This window comes from Herpetosiphon geysericola (genome assembly GCF_001306135.1).
GTDB lineage: Bacteria > Chloroflexota > Chloroflexia > Chloroflexales > Herpetosiphonaceae > Herpetosiphon > Herpetosiphon geysericola.
The window spans coordinates 39,722-57,679 of record NZ_LGKP01000010.1 but is presented as its reverse complement, the minus strand read 5'-3'; the positions used below and the strand labels follow the sequence as shown (position 1 = coordinate 57,679).

The window sequence follows — 17,958 nt, the reverse complement described above, 5'->3', positions numbered from 1 at the left end:
GATAGTGTTAAGCCAATGTTTAGAGCATTGGATATTCTTTTGCTTTGGTCTGCGACGACTATTATTCATTTTTCGTTTTTAGGAGCGTCAACGATGACCAAGATCCATCCACCGAGCCATCGGGTAGCGGCATTTGCGCTTATTTTTAATTCCAATGGTGCAGTGTTGCTTTCACGACGGGCTGATAGCGGCTGGTGGAATTTGCCAGGTGGCGGGGTTGAAGCCCACGAAAGTGTCAGCGAGGGCATTATTCGTGAGGTGCGCGAAGAAACAGGCTTAGAGGTTGCCGTAAATCGGCTGGTTGGGGTCTATTCCAAGCCCCAAAAGCATGAAGTCGTGCTAACCTTTGAGTGCAATGTGCTTGGCGGGGAACTCCAAACAACCGAGGAATCTGCGGAACATCAGTGGTTTGCCCCAGAATCCTTGCCTACCGAACAATTTCTGCCAAAACATCGTGAGCGAGTGCTCGATGCCTTGAGCAATCAACCAGCAGCGATTCTACGCGAACAACGTTCAGCTTCAGTCGGCGACCATCAACCAAATCACAATCAATGAGGTGAGCTGTGGCCATTCTCGATAAGCTCCTCTCGCGCTCTGATGATGCCGATAATTTAAAGGGCGTAGAGTTTAAAGTTGGCGATATCATCGACCAACGCTACTTGGTGCGCAATGTGCGCAAAGGTTTTATGGGCTTGGTTTACATTGCCCGCGATTTGCGTTCGGAGCAGACCGTGGCCATGAAAACGTTTCAAGCAAAATTCACATGGGTCGATAGTGCAATTGCCAATTTCACCCGTGAGGCCGAAGTTTGGATGCGGCTTGGTTCGCATCCAAACGTTGTCGAAGCAACCAGAATTGTGACGATTGCAGGCCGTCCGCATATCGTTATGGAGTTTGTACCTGGAGTTTCGCTGCGCGAGATGATGCGCCGTGGCCGCTTGCGCTTTAAACATATTCTCGATTTTGCCATCCAAATTTGCTGGGGCATGCAATATGCCTACGATCGTTGTAATTTGATTCACCGCGATCTCAAGCCCGATAATGTGATGGTTACGCCAGAAGGCATTGCCAAAGTGACCGACTTTGGCTTGGCCCAAGGTGCCAGCGTTTCGAATAAAGTGCGCTGGGGCCACGATTCGCAGCATAACGACAGCAAAATTGTGACCCATGCCAGCGATTTGTTTGGTGGCTCGCAACCGTACATGTCGCCAGAGCAACGTGCGCCAGGCACACCGTTAGGCACAACCAGCGATATTTATGCAATGGGCGTGATGCTATATGAGATGATGATTGGCGATTTGCCCTTCAAAGCGCCGACGGTTGCTGAATTGACCCATTTGCATTGCAACGTGCCACCGCCAACACCTTCGGAAGTACGGCCCGATTTGCGCCGCGGTTGCGACCACGTGATTTTGCGCTGTTTGGCCAAAAAAGCCAACGACCGCTACCAATCGTTCGATGAACTTGAACATGATTTGCAGTGGCTGCGCAAATATCACTTGGGCGAAGAACTGGCCCGCCCAACCGTGACGATTAGCGTCGAAACCCAAGCCGCTGATCTGAATGCCAAGGGCATTGTGCATATGTCGTTGCACGAATATAGTGCTGCGCTCAAATGCTTTCGCCAAGCCACCGAGCTAGAAAGTGCGCGCGCAACCTATTGGCTCAATTTGGGAATGTGCCAAGTGGCCTTGTTGGCCTACAACGATGCACTCAAAAGCTACGAACATGCTTTGACGCTCTATCCAACGCGTGATGAAGAAGTGCGCCTACACTGGCTTTCAGGCGAATCGCACGAATATTTGTATCAACTGCGCGAAGCCTTGGAAGATTATGATTTGGCCTTGAACTTGGATAAAAAAGAGCGGCGAGCATGGCTGGGCCGTGGCCGCGTCTATAGTGCATTGGCCTTGCCCAAAGAGGCCTTTCAAGCCTACGAATATGCTTCCAAGCTCGACCCAAATGATCCAATTACTTGGCGGAGTATGGGCTATGCCTCGCTCGAATTAAATCAAGCCAAGCAAGCCTTGTACTACTTTGATCAAGCCTTGAAGGTCAATCCACGCGATGCCCAAGCATGGTGTGGCAAAGGCCAAGCCTTCTTTGATCTGCGCAAAAACAACGATGCCTTGCAAGCCTACGAAAAAGCCTATAAACTCGACGCGAATTTAGCTGAAGCCGTAATGGGCATGGCCAAAGTGCGTGGCCCTGGGGCAATACCGAGGTAAGCATTATGGGGCGTGAAGATCAAGGGATTAACAACAATTTGCATCGTTGGCAGGCGATTCCACGGACGCTGTGTTTTGTAACCTATGGCAGCGGAGCCGAGCGCCAAGTATTGCTGTTGCGCGGCGCTCCCACCAAGCGAGTATGGCCCAATCGCTTAAACGGCGTTGGCGGCCATATCGAGCGCAACGAAGATTTTCTGAGCGCGACGTTGCGCGAGGTGCACGAAGAAACTGGCTTGACGGTTGCCACGCCCCGGCTTGCTGGGATTGTGCATATCGATAGCGGCGCTGAGGTGGGCATTGTGATGGCGGTGTGGACTGCCGAAGCCAGCGAGCAAAACTTTGTGCCGAGCATCGAAGGCGCGTTGGAATGGCACGCGGCAGACCAACTGCCAACCAGCGATTTAGTTGATGATTTGGCGATTCTGTTGCCAAAAGTGTTGAGCATGCAGCCGCATGACCCGCCATTTTTTGCTCATTATTCCTACGACGAGCACAATCAACTGCGGATTGCTTGGCAAGCTTAATGCAGGAATAATTTAATCAAAACACAACAGGCACGGCTTACCCCGTGCTTGTTGCATGCAGGAGAATACCTATGCCACTAACACCCTATGGCAACCCCAATGATGCGCCAGGTAAGTTGTTTGGCTCAAAACTATTGATCATTTTGGGAGCGATTTTGGCCTTGGCTGGCTTGTTGTTAAGCATCTTTGGCGATCTCTGGACGGGCCTGATGCTGCTTGGCGCTGGCATTAGCTTCAGTTGCTTTAGCGTGATGCAATCGAACACGCCTGAATCAACCCGCAACCGAAACTTGCTTTTAGGCGTAGGTCTGATTGCGGGAATTGTGGCATGGCTGGCGGCAATCAAATTAGTGCTTTAGAAACGGCTGGTCGCGCCATGCTATAATTCAAGTTGGCGGCAGTGCTGCGGCCACAGTTCGCAAACTACATTCTCAATCGCTAGGAAATTTAGGTATGGTGGCGGCGTTTTCGTGGACTAATTTTTTGCTAGCAGCCAATGACCTAACGCTAGCAGCAATTGTGGTCGTAGGTTTTTCGTTATTTGCCTATATTGCCCTGCACAATTGGCGCAATGGGGTAGCTCGTTCATTTTGTTTGCTGATCGTTGGCTTGATGATTGTGCTTGGGGGCGCAATTCTGCAACGTCAAGCGCAAACTGAGGCTACTCGCCATGTACTTTGGCGCATTCAATGGGCAGGAATTAGCCTTGTGCCTGCGGCCTACTACCACTTTGCTGAATCGCTGCTGCGCAGCACTGGTGATCCACGTATGTGGACGCGAGTGCTTTTACCATTATTCTATACATTTAGCGTTGGCTTTTGGTTGGTAGCACTCACCAGCAATCTTTTGGTGATCGATGTGCCCAGTCAGCCGTATGTTGGCTTTGGCAAAGGGCCGCTGTTTTGGTTTTTTATTAGCTATTTTGTGGCGGTGTGTCTATTGGGCGTGTGGTGTATTCGCCAAGCCCATCGCCGCTCGATCACGCCCGCCAATCGACGGCGCTTATGGTATTTAAGTACTTCTTTTTTAGCGCCCTTTTTGGGGGTGTTTCCCTATTTAATCATCGCTGCCAATACTAAGGTTGTGCCATCCTGGCTGTCGTTGATGCTACTGGGTGCAAGCACAACCGGCGTAGGAGTGATGATGACCCTCATGACCTATAGCGTTGCTTTCCATGGGGTGATTGTTCCCGATCGCTTAGTTAAGTATAATTTCTTAAGATACATTTTATATGGGCCAGTCGTTGGCGTGGCCTTGATTATCTGTTTGCAGTCGGTCGAGCCACTGAGTGCTGCAACAGGCTTGCCGCGCGCAACGATCACGATCTTTGGGGTTATGTTGATGACGGTGGTGATGCCAATTTTTATTGGGCGAATTCGGCCAACCGTCGATACTTTGATTTATCGCCAAGATAGTGATGAAGTGCGCTGGATGCGGCGTTTCGAGGAGCGGGCTTTTACGCGCCAAGATTTACGCCAATTGCTCGAAAATACCTTGGTGGCCGTTTGCGGCTCGTTGCGGGTTGAATCGGGCTTTGTGCTGGCTCCCAATGAGGATCAATTTACAGTTCAAGCCTCGTGTGGCCCGCGCCGCACGATCAAACAGTTTTTGAATGTCAATAATATTAGCGAGCTATTGCAAAGCTTGCCGCATGGCGCTTTTCGCAACGATCGCATGCCCGAGGTTGAGGATTTTAGCATTCACGATGGGTTTTGCTTGTTGCCATTGTACAATAGCCAGCAGGAATTACTGGGTGCAATTGGGATTGGCTGCAAACCAGAACAGCTGACCATCCCAACCCGCCAATTAATCGCAACCTTGGCGCATCAGATGGAATTGGCGCTGACGCATATGCAATTGCAGCAAAATCTATTTAGCTCGTTGCGTGGGCTAGCCCCGCAGAGTGCTTCGCTGTTACAATTAACCAGCGAAATTGAAACGCCAGCTTCGGAAATGGCCGATGCGATTGCTGATGTGGCGTTGCACCCTGAGTTTCCCCAATTGGTGAAAGATGCGCTTTCGCACTATTGGGGCGGGCCGAAACTGAGCGATAGCCCATTGCTCGATTTGCGGACGGTGCGTCAATTGCTTAATACCCAAGGTGGCAGCCCAACCCGCGCCTTACAAGGCGTGTTGCGCCAAGCGATCGAAAACATTCGGCCTGAAGATCAACTTGATCCTTCTGCGCCCGAATGGATGATTTACAATATTTTAGAGTTACGCTTTCTCAAAGGCTTACGGATTCGCGAGATTATAGATAAGCTCGCAATGAGCGAATCGGATTTTTATCGAAAACAACGGGTGGCGGTGGAAGAAGTGGCACGTCAGTTGGCGCTGATGGAAGACCAAGGCGATCGCCCTTCCGGCTCGGTTGAGCGACAACGTCCCTAAGCGCAAGGCATCTGGAGATACCTGTATGGATAGCTACGAACGCCGTTCTCGTTTTGTTCACCGTTTTGCAACGCCGCTCACCACCTTGAATGCAGGTTTGGCCTTGCTTGAACGTTATTTAGCCGAAACCAACGCCAATTCGGCCCAAATTGCCGAAGTGATGGGCTTGCTCAATCGCTCTGCAACCCGCTTGGGCAGCGCAATTGATGTGTTGCAAGAATATATGTTTGACCATGCAACGGGTATTCAGGTCATTATCCCTGATGAGGTGCTGGCTCAACGCCCGCAGCAAGCAAACCACGCGCCTGCAGAAGTGGCAAATTCGGCCTTGCCCAAATATCCCCCAGACATCGACACAAGCAAGCCATGTGTTTTGTTGATTGAAGATTCGCAGACCTATCGGGCTGTGGTTTCGGCTCGCTTGACGCAATCGGGCTATAACGTGGTTACTGCGCCCGATGGCATGGCGGGCTTAGATCTGGCGCGGGCCTATCAACCAGTCGCGATTATTCTCGATCTCATGTTGCCGCACCTCAATGGCGAACAAGTGGCCTTTGTGTTGGGCGAAGACCCTGAAACCAAGCATATTCCAATTATTATTTACACTGGTTTGGAAGCGACCCAAACCGAAAAACTAGAGCTTGACCCACGGCTGCAAATTATTCGCAAAGACGAAGCCTTGGATCGCTTGCCAATTATGGTCAGCGAGTTGGTGATCAAAAGCCGCAAGAAAACCATCGCCGAGCTTTTGGTTATCGAAGATGATCAAGAAATTCAGCAAGTTGTCAGCCAAGGCTTGTCGAATGCTGGCTATTCGATTACCGTTACCACTAGCGGCGAGGAAGGCTTGCGTTTAGCCATGCGCCAGCCCTTCGATTTGATTATGCTCGATTTGATGTTGCCTGATATTGATGGCTGGACGGTGCTGCGCCAACTACGCGAACGCACCCAAACTGCCACCACGCCGTTGATGCTGGTTTCAGCGCTGGGCAAGCCCGAAGAAAAAGTACGTGGCTTTCAACTTGGCGCAGACGATTATATTACCAAGCCCTTTGATTGGAACGAATTGCTAGCGCGAATCAGTGCCTCGCTACGCCGCCGCGAAGTCGAAGGCAACGCCAACCCATCGACGATGCTACCAGGCAATCGGGCGATTGAACGGGCGATTGCCGCTCGCTTGGATCGCAAACAGCCGTTTGTGGTGGGCTACTGCGACCTTGACCACTTCAAAGCCTACAACGATCAATATGGCTTTCTCAAAGGCGATGCGATTATCCACCAAACTGCGCGAATTATCACTGGCGCGGTCGAGCGTTCGGGAGCGGCTGGCGATTTTGTGGGCCATATTGGCGGCGATGATTTTGTGTTTCTGGCCCATCCCGATAATGTGGCGGCGATCTGCGAATCGATCATTCGTGAGTTTGATCAGCTTGCGCCGCTGTATTACGACATTGAATCGCGCCAACGCGGCTTTATTCGCCAAAACGATCGCGAGGGCAATCCCAAGCAATTTCCGTTTGTAAGCATCTCGATTGGCGTCGTTTCGAGCCTCAATCACCAGATTACTCACTTTGCCGAGTTTGGCGATTTGGCCGCCGATGTGAAAAAGCGAGCCAAGGCGCATAAAGGCAGCGTCTATTTGATTGAAACTGGCGATCAAGCGACTGTGAAAGTAGCGAGCTAAAACTCCCTAGACCTAACCCCTCGCCCAATTTGTGAGCGAGGGGCTTTTTTAGTTTTACTCAATAATTGGCTTTAACTCATAGACCTGTCGAATCCACTCGGTTTGGTGCTGATCGATCACCCGAATCGTGATTAAGCTATCAGCTGGTGGCAACAACGCCCGATCAAGCGCGATACTGCTAATCGACATCACCGTTGCGCCACCAGTAAGATATTGGCCTGGTGTCGGGGTATGATACTCAACCTTAATTGTGAGGGTTTGTTGATCACGCTGGACCTCATTGATCTTGACCCAGCGTCCCCTTTCAATATAGGGTAAGGTGAAAACCGTAAGGATAAGCATTGTTTTCGTATTCACAGCCTGAATTGCTTGCCGATCAATAAAGGGCTCTTTCCGTTTCGGCAGTTCTTCAAGCAAGCGGGTTTGCTGGCCAGCAGTTTGGGTCATACGGAGATTTAACACTGCTTCAGCATAAGGATAATCATCAAATCCGACTTGTGAGTCATCAAGGTCTGCTAAGCGGGTAAATGGCAAGGTTTGTGGTGGTTGTGAACCACAGCCGATCATCAGCAGTAATATCAAAATACTGCACAATTTGCGCATGGTTGCTTCTCCTTATTCTATGGTTCACAGATGAGAAATGACTACCAAGAGGATATCAATGAGCAAGTGGCGCATGATGCAGAATCGCAGCAGTTATCTAGCAGTTTAAGGGTATTCGCCCCTCGCCCAATTTATGAGCGAGGGGCTTGTTGTTTCAAACTAAATCTTCGCTTCGATCAAGGGCAACAGGAAGTAAACCAAGAACGATACGGCGACGATCCAGAGCAAGGGATGAATTTGCTTGGCTTTGCCCAAGGCCAACTTCAGCACCACATAGCTGATAAAGCCTGCGCCAATGCCATTGGTGATGCTATAGCTAAATGGCATAATCGTCATGGTCAGCAAGGCGGGAAAGCCCTCTTCAAGCTCGCCAAAATCAATCTCGCGAATGCCGCCGCACATCAAAAAGCCCACGATAATCAAGGCTGGCGCGGTTGCTTCGCTTGGCACAATGCCCGCAAATGGCGCGATCAGAATGCTCAGCAGGAACAAAATCCCAGTGACCACTGCGGTGAGGCCAGTACGCCCGCCCTCGCCAACGCCCGCCGCGCTTTCGATGTAGGTGGTGACTGATGAAGTGCCGAACACGCCGCCAGCAACTGCCGCAACTGAATCGACTATCAACACCCGATTTGAGTTGGGCAAATCGCCGTCTGCTTTGACAAAGCCTGCCTGTTCGCCAACACCAATGATTGTGCCCATCGTGTCGAAGAAATCCGAGAGCATCAGTGAGAAAATCACCAAGACCGCTGAAAGCACTCCAGCTAATTTAAACACATCAAAATTGATGCCTTGGCCGATGGTTTCGAAACTTGGGCGGGCTAGTTCGGTGGGGAAGGCACCTTGCACGCCTGCCTGAGCACTTACATCAGCGCCAAAAGCATAATGGCTGACAACGCCGATGATCGTGGTGGCCAAAATGCCGATCAGCAAGGCTGCTTTAACTTTGCGCGCCATCAAAATTAGGGTCAAAAACAAGCCTAAGACGGTCAGCAAAATTGAAAAGGTGGTGAAATTGCCCAAGGCCATGGGCGTGCCCGCGCCACGTTGCACAATGCCAGCGTTATTCAAGCCAATGAAGAGAATAAACAAACCGATGCCCACGCTAATCGCGCGTTTTTGCGAAAGCGGAATCGCATGCATCACCGCTTGGCGAAAGCCGGTTAGGACCAAGGCTGTGATTAACAAGCCTTCGAGCACAACTACACCCATGGCCGCTTGCCATGGCAACCCCATGGTCAGAATTAATTGAAAGGCGACGACTGCATTCAAGCCAAGGCCGGGGGCGAGGGCAAAAGGATAATTGGTAAATAAGCCCATCGCAATACACATTAATGCTGAAACCAAACAGGTAGCAGTGAGCGTTGCGTTGAATGGCGGGCCAGCCTCAGCCAACGGCCCGCTCGATAAAATCGAGGGATTGACAAAAATAATGTAGGCCATCACGAAAAAGGTGGTAACGCCCGCCAGAATTTCAGTGCGAAGGTTGGTTCCACGTTCGGCAAAGCGAAAAAAGCCTGCCAAGCCAGCGTCAGGCCGCGAAGTGCTGCGTGCCACAGGTCAACTCCTTTGAATCAAGCCAACAATGCACGCCCGGCAAATGCTGGCCATGCCCAAGAAAGCTCCATCCAGCAGGCTGCCGTAGGCTTCAAGATGGGGAAATAGAATTAAGTTAGGCGTAGCGCTATTATACGATATGGCTGGGTAAAGGATGAAGGATGAATTATGAGGGATGAAAGAACATAGAGCATAGATGTATTGGTTCATTGCGTTGGCAACCAGCGGATTACCGCAATCCACCCCCATCGAGGGTCGGTTTTCGCTGTCCACCACGCATCCGCAGGGTCATCAATGGATGCCGTTTGGTCGCGGATTGTCCTTGAGGGGGTGCAGGGGGATTAAAGCCCCCTGCGTTTCCCGCTGGCGGGACGGAAGGGTGGAAAAGAACGATGGTGGTTAATGTGATAAACCATTACACATAGAACATAGAGCATAGAACATAGAGCATAGGGTTTGGGGATCAGGGGTCGGGGATCAGGCTATAGGCTATGGGCTTTTAGCGATGGTAAATGAATAATCAAAATAATCTGTGCCAATCTGTGGCAAAAAAATAATCTTCATGCAATTCGTGGAGCAATTTAACGCAGAAGCGCAGAGGGATGTGAGGGGTCAGGATTCAGGGATGAGGGGACAGAAAATGCCATGGCAAAACAGAACGCGGATTGGATCGAACAGAAGAATCAAACAAATCTGTGGAATCTGTGGCTAAAGAATGAGTATTCGTGCAATTCGTGCAATTCGTGGCTAAGAAGAACATAATCAAACAAATCTGTGGAATCTGTGGCGAAAAGAATCCAGCCTTCGTGATCTTCGCGCCCTTCGCGGTTTCCGTCCTTCGTGCCCTTCGTGTTCTTCGTGCCTCAACCCGATCCCCACGATAAAGAAAGATGGTATCATGGGGCGTAACAAACGAGGAACCCATGAATATTTACGATCTTGATTTGCAGGGCTTGACTGCGCAATTGACTGAACTAGGCCAACCAGCCTTTCGCGCGCGCCAAATTTATGCCCATTTATATAAAAAATTAGCCAACGATTTTGCTGCCATGACCGATTTATCGGCGGCTTTGCGCGAACAATTGGCGGCCAAATTTCAAATTGGCGGTCTTGAATTGGTGCGCGAACAAACGACTGACGATGGCTTGACCCGCAAAGTGCTTTGGCGTTGTCCAGGCAATGCGGTGATTGAAACCGTGCTGATGATCTACCCGCCTGATCGGGCGACAATTTGTGTTTCGACCCAAGCTGGTTGTGCCATGGGCTGCGTTTTTTGCGCTACTGGCAAGCTAGGCTTGTTGCGCAATATCTCCAGTGGCGAGATTATGGAGCAGGTGCTGTATTTCGAGCGCTATCTGCGCACTGAAGGCGCTGCGATTGCCAAACGCCATGGCGGGCCAGTGCCCGACCATATCACCAACTTGGTGTTTATGGGCATGGGTGAGCCATTTGCCAATTACGACCGCTGGTGGGCGGCGGTTGAGCGGCTCAACGATAAACAGGGCTTTAATCTTGGTGCGCGCAATATGACGGTTTCGACGGTGGGCTTGGTCAAAGGCATTCGCCAATTGGCCGACGAAGCCTTGCAAGTTAATTTGGCAGTTTCGTTGCACGCGCCCAACGATCAATTGCGCAGCGAACTTATGCCAGTCAACGATCGCTTTGATATTAGCGATTTGATGGATTCGATTCGCTATTACACCGATAAAACGCATCGCCGAGTGTCGTTTGAATATGTGCTGCTCGACGATAAAAACGATACGCCTGAGCTTGCGGCCCAACTGGCTAGTTTGGTCAAGGGCATGCTCTGCCATGTCAATTTGATTCCGTGGAATCCGATACCTGGTACGCCCTTGACGCGTTCGCATCGCGAGCGAGTAACGGCATTTCAGCGGGTGGTGCAAGCGGCAGGCATTTCGTGTACGGTGCGGGTTGAACGCGGAGTTGAAATTGCCGCCGCCTGTGGCCAATTGGCAGCAATTCCATCGCCAACCAGCCCGATAAACCTTTATTAAAGTCAGAATTCAGAAGGCAAAAATCAAAATAGTTTATCGATACGCCGCTGTATTTCTGGATTTAGAATGCTTTGGAATTAATGTATCAAGGTATGTAGGCGAAATAGGCTGGGCTGCAACACGTAATTTTTGCCCTTTGCCTTTTGCCTTTTGCCTTTCTAGGGGACTTTTTTGTGCTTGATACCTATCGTGTGTTAATTAGTGCTGCGCCTGAAATGCTTGAGGCAGCCATAGAAGAAATTCGTTTTGGCAAATTTGGAATTGCTGTTCAGCGGCTTGCACCTGAGGTCGCCTTGGTTGAGCTAGAGCAGCCTTTAGCTGAATGGCAAGCAACCTTGGCCAAACGGCCAGCAGTTTTTATCCGCCATATTGCGCCAGTTCATCGCGAAGTCGTGCTCGAAGGCACGCCCGATGATTTGGAGCGCTTGACTCAAGTGGCGTTGAATCTTGCGCCGCATTTGCCAGCTCGCAAACCGTTTGCGGTGCAAACCCGCTTGCTTGATGAGCATGTGAAATTAACTCGTTTTGAAATCAACCAAGCCTTGGCAGAAGCTGTTTCGCAAGTGAGCGGCTTGCCCTTGGATGTGCGCAACCCACAGGGTGTGCTTTCGGTTGCCTTGAGCATGGATCGGGCCTATCTCGGCGTTTCGAGCGTTGAATTCAATCGCTCTGCATGGGCTGGTGGTGCACATCGCTTTGCTCGCGAACAAGGCCAATTAAGTCGTGCTGAATTTAAGTTGCTCGAAGCCCAAGCCTTATTCAATATCGATTGGCCTGATCATGGCCAAGCCTTGGATTTGGGGGCTGCACCTGGCGGCTGGACGCGGATTTTGCGCCGTGCTGGCTTGCCAGTTGTCGCGATTGACCCAGCCGATTTGCACCCCAGCTTGCGCTACGATCAAGGTGTGCGCCATTTACAAACCTTGGCCCAACGCTTTTTGCCAACCCAAGAGCGTTTTACCGTGATCGTCAATGATATGCGGATTGATGCTCGCGATTCGGCGTGGCTGATGGTTGATGCTGCCAATGCCTTGACCAACGATGGCTTGGCGGTGGTGACGCTCAAATTGCCCCACGAACACAGCGCCCAAATTGCCTATCACTCGCTGAGTATTTTGCGCACCGCCTATTGGGTGATTGGTGCCCGCCAACTGTTCCATAATCGCTCGGAAGTGACCGCTGTGCTGCGCAAAAAACACGAAAAACGCCCCAAAGTCGATCAGCCGCCACGAGATTGATCCACGAAGGTCACGAAGTTACCCGAAGGATGAAACCGCGAAGGACGCGAAGATCACGAAGGCTGGATTCTTTTCGCCACGAATTGCACGAATTGCACGAAGCATGGGAAACAGAACCATAATAACAATCCAGCAGACAAATATTAGGGGGTGCAGGGGCTGAAAACCCCTGCGTCTCCCTCCAGCGGAGGGACGGAAGGGTGGTGAATTAATACTTGCATCACTTAAAATCCTCATAATAGCCACTTAAACCACATCAAAACCATCTTGATCTATCCACCCTAGTAGCTATCCTCGGAATCAACTCTCCCATCTCAGGATAAAATAGCCAAGTTTGAATGAAACAAATAATCTACTGGAGAATTCTTATGCACGACCCTTGGGGCGATACATTTACCGCTGAAGAACAGGCGATTCTAGCACCGTTTGTCACCAACCTCGATCAGCCAATTTTTGGCTTGCGCAACCTCCCAGAAGTTGTCAAAGGTGCCTTGTTCTCGCGCTACAGCCGTAGCGATAAGAGCTTGCGCCGCATGTTGTTTGATGAATTTATTCAAGCGCCAGAGGCTGGGTTTCAGGCGATTGTGGGCCATGCCGCCAGCAATGGCAACGATCAATTGGTGGCAACCAAACAGGCCGAAGCTTTCTACGAACGGGTGTTGCTCGGCTATGGTGACGATTCGGTTGCCGAATTGGGCGGAGCGCACGTGGCTTGCGAAGGCGTGAGCAATATCGTCGCCAAAGCGCTCGAAGATAGTCGCTTGGGCCTTGATCCGCTGGAGAAATCGACGCGCTATGTACCATTCGATCGCCAAGTGGCTGGCAAATATCGCTATTATCGGGTGGCGGAAATTATGCAATCATCCCACGCCACGCTCTATGAACAAACCCTTGATCGTCTATTCGATACCTATCGCAATTTGATCGATCCTGTGCAAGCGTGGGTCCAAAGCGCTACGCCACGCGATGCCAAAACCAGCGAACGAGCCTATGCTAGCGCCACGCGGGCCAAAGCGCTTGATTTATTGCGTGGATTGCTGCCAATGGCCACGCTCACCAATGTTGGCTTGTTCGGCAACGGTCGGGCGTATGAATATTTGCTGACCAAACTAGCTAGCTCTGAGCATAGCGAGGTACGCAATGTTGGCGTTAATTTGCAACATGAGCTTGATCAACTCATTCCTTCATTTGTGAAACGCGCCAAAACTGCGCGTGGCGCTGCCTACAGCCAGTATCTCGCCACAATGCGTCAATCAGGCGCAGCGTTTAGACCCGAAATTCTAGCTAGTTCCAATCAGCAAAGCGTCACTTTAGTTGAATTTGATCCTGATGCAGAGGCCAAAGTTGTGGCAGCGATTCTCTATCCGCACAGCAACCAGCCCTTGGAAAGCCTGCAAGGCTGGGCACGAAATTTGCCAACTGATCAGCGGATTGCGATTCTGCGCGCCTACGTTGGCGAACGTGGCTCGCGTTTCCATCGCCCAGGCCGCGCCTTCGAAGAAACCTACTATACCTTTGATTTTCTGGCTGATATTGGCGCTTATCGCGATTTGCAGCGCCATCGGATTTTGACCCAAGAGCGTCAGCGCTATAGCGTGGTGCATGGCTATGCAGTTGCGCCTGAGCTTGAGGCCGCTGGCGTTGCCGAGGCCTATTGCACGGCGCTCGATCAAGCGGCAGCAGCAGTACAAACCATCGAGGCCGATTTGCCTGAAGCAGCCCAATATCTGGTGCCGTTTGCCTATCGCATTCGTTGGCGTTTTCGCTTGAATTTGCGCGAAGCCTACCATTTAATTGAGCTACGCGCCGCGCCGCAAGGCCACCCAAGCTATCGCGCGATTGCCCAACAGATGTACTTAGCCTTGCAAAAAGTCCATCCAAGCCTGATCGAAGGCATGCAATTTGTCGATTTGGGCGAGCATGCCTTGGAGCGTTTGGCAGCAGAACAACGCCTCGACCAAAAATTGGCCGAGCGTCAACGATAGGAATCAAGTATGTGGCGGCGTGAGTTTGATGATTTACTCAATGGAATAGCTGGCGCGTTTTTGTTTGGCATTCCGTTGCTCTACACGATGGAAGTGTGGGATATTGGCAGCGATCTTACGCCGTTGCATATGTTGTTGTATCTTGGCCTAACCTATATCGCGTTGGTGGCGCTCAATCGGGCAACTGGCTTTCGACGCAATAGCGATGAAACCTGGAGCCGTTCGCTCGCCGATAGCATCGAAGCCTTGGCGCTGGGTGCGTTAGTGGCCTGTTTTAGCCTTATTGTGTTACGGCGCGTCAGTTTTGATCTGGCCTATGATGTGATTTTGGGCAAAGTTATTTTGGAAACCATGCCCTGCGCCATTGGCGTAGGCATGGCCAATGGCTTGTTGCGGCGCGAAGATGATGATGAAGCGCAAGTTGAGCAGCAAAGTTTTTGGCATGCGACCTTGGTTGATGCAGGCGGGACGATGCTTGGCGCGACTGTGGTTGGGCTTTCGATTGCGCCAACTGATGAAGTTGGGGTGATTGCCGCCTCGTTGCCGCCATGGTGGCTCTGGCTAATTATGGCGGCCTCATTGCTCATTTCGTATGTGATTGTGTTTCAAGCTGAGTTTGGCGACCATCAGCAACGTAAACAGGATCGGGGCTTGTTTCAATCGCCGCTTAGCGAAACGATTGCTTCATACATCATCTCGCTGGTGTTTGCCTTAGTTACGTTGCGGGTGTTTAACCAAATTGATGCCAGCACCTCATTGGCGCAAATTATCGATTACACGATTGTTTTGGGATTGCCTGCCACGGTTGGCGGCGCGGCAGGGAGGTTAGCCGTATGAAAAAACGCCAAGCACGTACAACCGCCGAATGGGTTTCGCTAATTATTTCAATTCTGTTATTGAGCTGTTTGGTTGGCATGATTGGCTGGCTGTGGGCCACCGAAGGCGACGAACCAGCCCAATTTAGCCTTGCAATGGGCGAAGTGCGCCAAGTTGGCGAGCAGTTTTATCTTGAAATAACCGTGCGCAACGATGGCGATCAAGCAGCAGCAGCGGTTGAAATAGTTGGCAGTTTAGATGATCAGCAAAGCAATGTTACGCTTGATCTGTTGCCCGGCCATGCTGAGCAAAACGCAACCCTGATTTTCAGCAGTGATCCCAAGCAAGCAGAGCTGGCGGTTGTGGGCTATAGTGAGCCGTAATTTTTGATCCACGAAGGACACGAAGAGCACGAAGAACGGAAACCACGAAGAACGCGAAGAGCGCGAAGGTTAAGTTTTTTAGCCAAAGATTGCCCAGATTAGCTTGATTATTGTTCCCAAAGCCAAGAGCCTGATCCCTGAACCCTAGACCCTTTATCCCTCATCCTTTATTTTAGCCACAGATTGCCCAGATTAGCTTGATTATTGTTCTAATAGCCCATAATCCTTCATAGATCAAAATTATGTTCTATGTTCTTATTTTGCCTTTTGCGTTTCATCCCTCATCCCTCATCCTTCATCCTTCGTTAGCTCTGCGCCTCTGCGTTAAAATCCCAACCTCTACTATGTTCTATGCTCTCTGTTCTATGTTCTTTGATAACTTTTCAGCTTTTTATCAGCAGCAAACCAAGGTAAGCATGGTACACTACGCAACGTTGAGATGAACAATGGATTGTACAAGGGATAAACTGCAATGCACAAACGCTTGCTCCCTCTGGTGCTGGCGCTGGTGCTCGTCGTCACACCGTTTTTGCTGGCCAACCCCGCTACTCCCGCCGCTGCTGCCGAGATTCCATGGGGTGATAAAACAACGCCATTTGGCATGGTGGTCTCATTGGGCAACCGCGTGCGCGCCGATGAAATGCCGACCATGATTCGGTTGATGCGCGAAGCTGGTGTTCAGTGGAATCGCGAAGAAATTTGGTGGGATCAGGTTCAGTTTGAGCCAGATGGCCCCTTTCGCTGGGATGGCGATAGCTCAAAATTCTACAATTATGATCGGGCAATTCAGTTACAGGCCGAAGCTGGCATCAACGTTTTGGGCTTGCTCGATTATAATCCCGCTTGGTTCAAAGGCCGCAATCCGCATCCAGAAGAATGGTTGAGCGATTGGGGCGATTATGTGTATGCAACGGTCGCCCGCTATGGCCGTGAGCGTGGCCAGATCAAATATTGGGAAGTTTGGAACGAGCCAAATTTGGTGCCATCGGGCTATGAAAGCGGCCTCTACAACGTTGATGATTTTGTGCGCGTGCTGCAAACTGCGAGCGCTGCAATTCGCGCCGCTGACCCTGAGGCCAAAATTGTCTTGGGTGGTGTCGCCGATATTTGGAGCGAAATTCCCGAATTTGCCTACGACACGCCCGATTATCTGCAACGGTTGTATAAGCTTGGCGCTTGGCCGATGTTTGATATTTTAGGCCTGCACCCCTACCGCCCAGATGCGCCCGAAGTTCCGGTATTGCGCCGCGATCGCACTCAGACCTATCGCGAACAGGCCGCCGAAATCGATGCCCTGCTAGCCCAATTTGGCAGCAAGCCAATTTGGTATACCGAGGTTGGTTGGTCGACAGAAAGCGATGGAATTGTTGATGAAGCTGAACAAGCTGCATGGCTGCAACGCTTCTATCTGCTGGCGATGACCCACCCAGGCGTTGAGAAAATTTTTTGGTACGATTTCCGCAACGATACTGGCGATAATGTGAATTACACCCGCCCGATCAACGACCCAACTGAAAATCAATTTCACTTTGGCATGTTGCGGCGGACCTACCCGCTCAATTTTGATGATCAACGGATTCGAAAGCCGAGCTATAGCGCCTACTATCATCTGACCCATAATTTGGGCGGCTTGAGTTGGCAAGCAAATTATGCGTTGCCCTACGATGGTGGGCTTGGTTGGCAACATTGGAGCAATGGCGATCGCTCAGTTGATATTTTGTGGTGGGTTCACGAAGCTCAATCGCCGCCTTACCTCGAAATCAATTGCGCTTGCAAGCATGTGCAAGTGCGGGCGTATGATGGAACTCTGCTGCGCGTTGTTAACACCGACACGGGCACGGTCAAAATTCAGCCCGATCAGCGTGGGATGCCAATTTGGGTTGAATATGGCGGCTACAGCGGCGAAGGCCGTAGTTTCGACGAAACCCCGCATACAATCCTTGGTGGCTTCCTGAGTTATTGGGAGCAAAATGGCGGTTTGGCTCGCTTTGGCTTGCCATTAACTGACGAATTGACCGAGCCAGGCCCAGGCCGCATGCCAACGATTGTGCAATATTTTGAGCGTAACCGCTTTGAATTACACCCCAATAACCAGCCTGAATTTCGGGTGCAACTCAGTTTGTTGGGAGTGCGTTCGCTCGAACGTAGCGGCGTTGATTGGCGCAGCCTGCCGCCAGCCCAAAATCCACCTGCTGAATGTAGTTATTTCGTCGAAACTGGCCATAGTTTGTGCTATCCCTTCAAAGCGTATTGGGAGCAAAATGGCGGGATTGCTTTGTATGGTTTTCCAGTCAGCGAAGCATTTTGGGAATACGACGAGGCCCAAGGCAAAGGCTTTTTGGTGCAATATTTCGAGCGTAATCGCTTCGAGCATCATCCTGAGCTGGCTGGCAGTGCCTACGAAATTCAGCTAGGCCTGCTTGGCCGTCAACTCTACCAAGGCTGGTCGCAGTATCCGTAAAGAACATAGAGCATAGAACATAGAAACCCAAGACGCAAATAACGAAACCACGAAGAGCACGAAGGGCAAG

At 50.9% G+C, this 17,958-nt stretch carries 14 protein-coding genes; 12 read left to right on the top strand and 2 right to left on the bottom strand.

The genetic code is table 11. From position 1 onward, the window contains the following. Positions 1-93 precede the first annotated feature (93 nt). The 6 genes from SE18_RS05040 to SE18_RS05015 all read left to right on the top strand — a co-directional run bounded on the left by SE18_RS05040 (position 94) and on the right by SE18_RS05015 (position 6,830). Entirely contained in the window at positions 94-555 is a 462-nt protein-coding gene (locus SE18_RS05040; protein WP_054533335.1) for an NUDIX hydrolase, read from the top strand. An 8-nt stretch (positions 556-563) separates the two neighbouring features. Further along, positions 564-2,228, top strand: coding sequence for a protein kinase domain-containing protein (locus SE18_RS05035; RefSeq protein WP_054533334.1), 1,665 nt, complete (start codon positions 564-566; stop codon positions 2,226-2,228). 5 nt (positions 2,229-2,233) lie between these two features. Then, on the top strand, positions 2,234-2,755 hold the full coding sequence (locus SE18_RS05030) for an NUDIX hydrolase (RefSeq protein ID WP_054533333.1): 522 nt from the start codon (positions 2,234-2,236) through the stop codon (positions 2,753-2,755). 71 nt (positions 2,756-2,826) lie between these two features. Further along, positions 2,827-3,114 carry a hypothetical protein gene (locus tag SE18_RS05025; protein WP_054533332.1) on the top strand — a complete coding sequence of 96 codons (288 nt, stop codon included), beginning with the start codon at positions 2,827-2,829 and terminating at the stop codon, positions 3,112-3,114. 94 nt (positions 3,115-3,208) lie between these two features. After that, positions 3,209-5,146, top strand: a complete 1,938-nt coding sequence (locus SE18_RS05020; protein ID WP_054533331.1) for a histidine kinase N-terminal 7TM domain-containing protein — start codon at positions 3,209-3,211, stop codon at positions 5,144-5,146. Positions 5,147-5,171: 25 nt separating this feature from the next. Next, positions 5,172-6,830 carry a response regulator gene (locus tag SE18_RS05015; RefSeq protein ID WP_054533330.1) on the top strand — a complete coding sequence of 553 codons (1,659 nt, stop codon included), beginning with the start codon at positions 5,172-5,174 and terminating at the stop codon, positions 6,828-6,830. Positions 6,831-6,884: 54 nt separating this feature from the next. On the opposite strand, the gene SE18_RS05010 is transcribed toward SE18_RS05015, so the two are convergent. Then, entirely contained in the window at positions 6,885-7,433 is a 549-nt protein-coding gene (locus SE18_RS05010; RefSeq protein ID WP_054533329.1) for a hypothetical protein, read from the bottom strand. 159 nt (positions 7,434-7,592) lie between these two features. Further along, positions 7,593-8,990 carry an NCS2 family permease gene (locus SE18_RS05005; RefSeq protein ID WP_054533328.1) on the bottom strand — a complete coding sequence of 466 codons (1,398 nt, stop codon included), beginning with the start codon at positions 8,988-8,990 and terminating at the stop codon, positions 7,593-7,595. A 923-nt stretch (positions 8,991-9,913) separates the two neighbouring features. Here SE18_RS05005 and rlmN point away from each other — a divergent pair. The 6 genes from rlmN (at position 9,914) to SE18_RS04975 (ending at position 17,888) form a co-directional block, all read left to right on the top strand. Beyond that, on the top strand, positions 9,914-11,005 hold the full coding sequence (rlmN, locus tag SE18_RS05000; protein WP_054533327.1) for a 23S rRNA (adenine(2503)-C(2))-methyltransferase RlmN: 1,092 nt from the start codon (positions 9,914-9,916) through the stop codon (positions 11,003-11,005). Positions 11,006-11,178: 173 nt separating this feature from the next. Further along, positions 11,179-12,243, top strand: coding sequence for an SAM-dependent methyltransferase (locus tag SE18_RS04995; RefSeq protein WP_054533326.1), 1,065 nt, complete (start codon positions 11,179-11,181; stop codon positions 12,241-12,243). Between the two features lie 368 nt (positions 12,244-12,611). Beyond that, complete coding sequence (locus SE18_RS04990) at positions 12,612-14,228, top strand: FAD-dependent thymidylate synthase (protein ID WP_054533325.1); 1,617 nt, start codon at positions 12,612-12,614, stop codon at positions 14,226-14,228. 9 nt (positions 14,229-14,237) lie between these two features. After that, complete coding sequence (locus SE18_RS04985) at positions 14,238-15,065, top strand: TIGR02587 family membrane protein (RefSeq protein WP_054533324.1); 828 nt, start codon at positions 14,238-14,240, stop codon at positions 15,063-15,065. After that, entirely contained in the window at positions 15,062-15,427 is a 366-nt protein-coding gene (locus SE18_RS04980) for a hypothetical protein (protein WP_054533323.1), read from the top strand. The genes SE18_RS04985 and SE18_RS04980 overlap by 4 nt, the downstream gene beginning before the upstream one ends. Positions 15,428-15,899: 472 nt before the next feature. Further along, positions 15,900-17,888 carry a cellulase family glycosylhydrolase gene (locus tag SE18_RS04975; protein WP_054533322.1) on the top strand — a complete coding sequence of 663 codons (1,989 nt, stop codon included), beginning with the start codon at positions 15,900-15,902 and terminating at the stop codon, positions 17,886-17,888. Positions 17,889-17,958 lie beyond the last annotated feature (70 nt).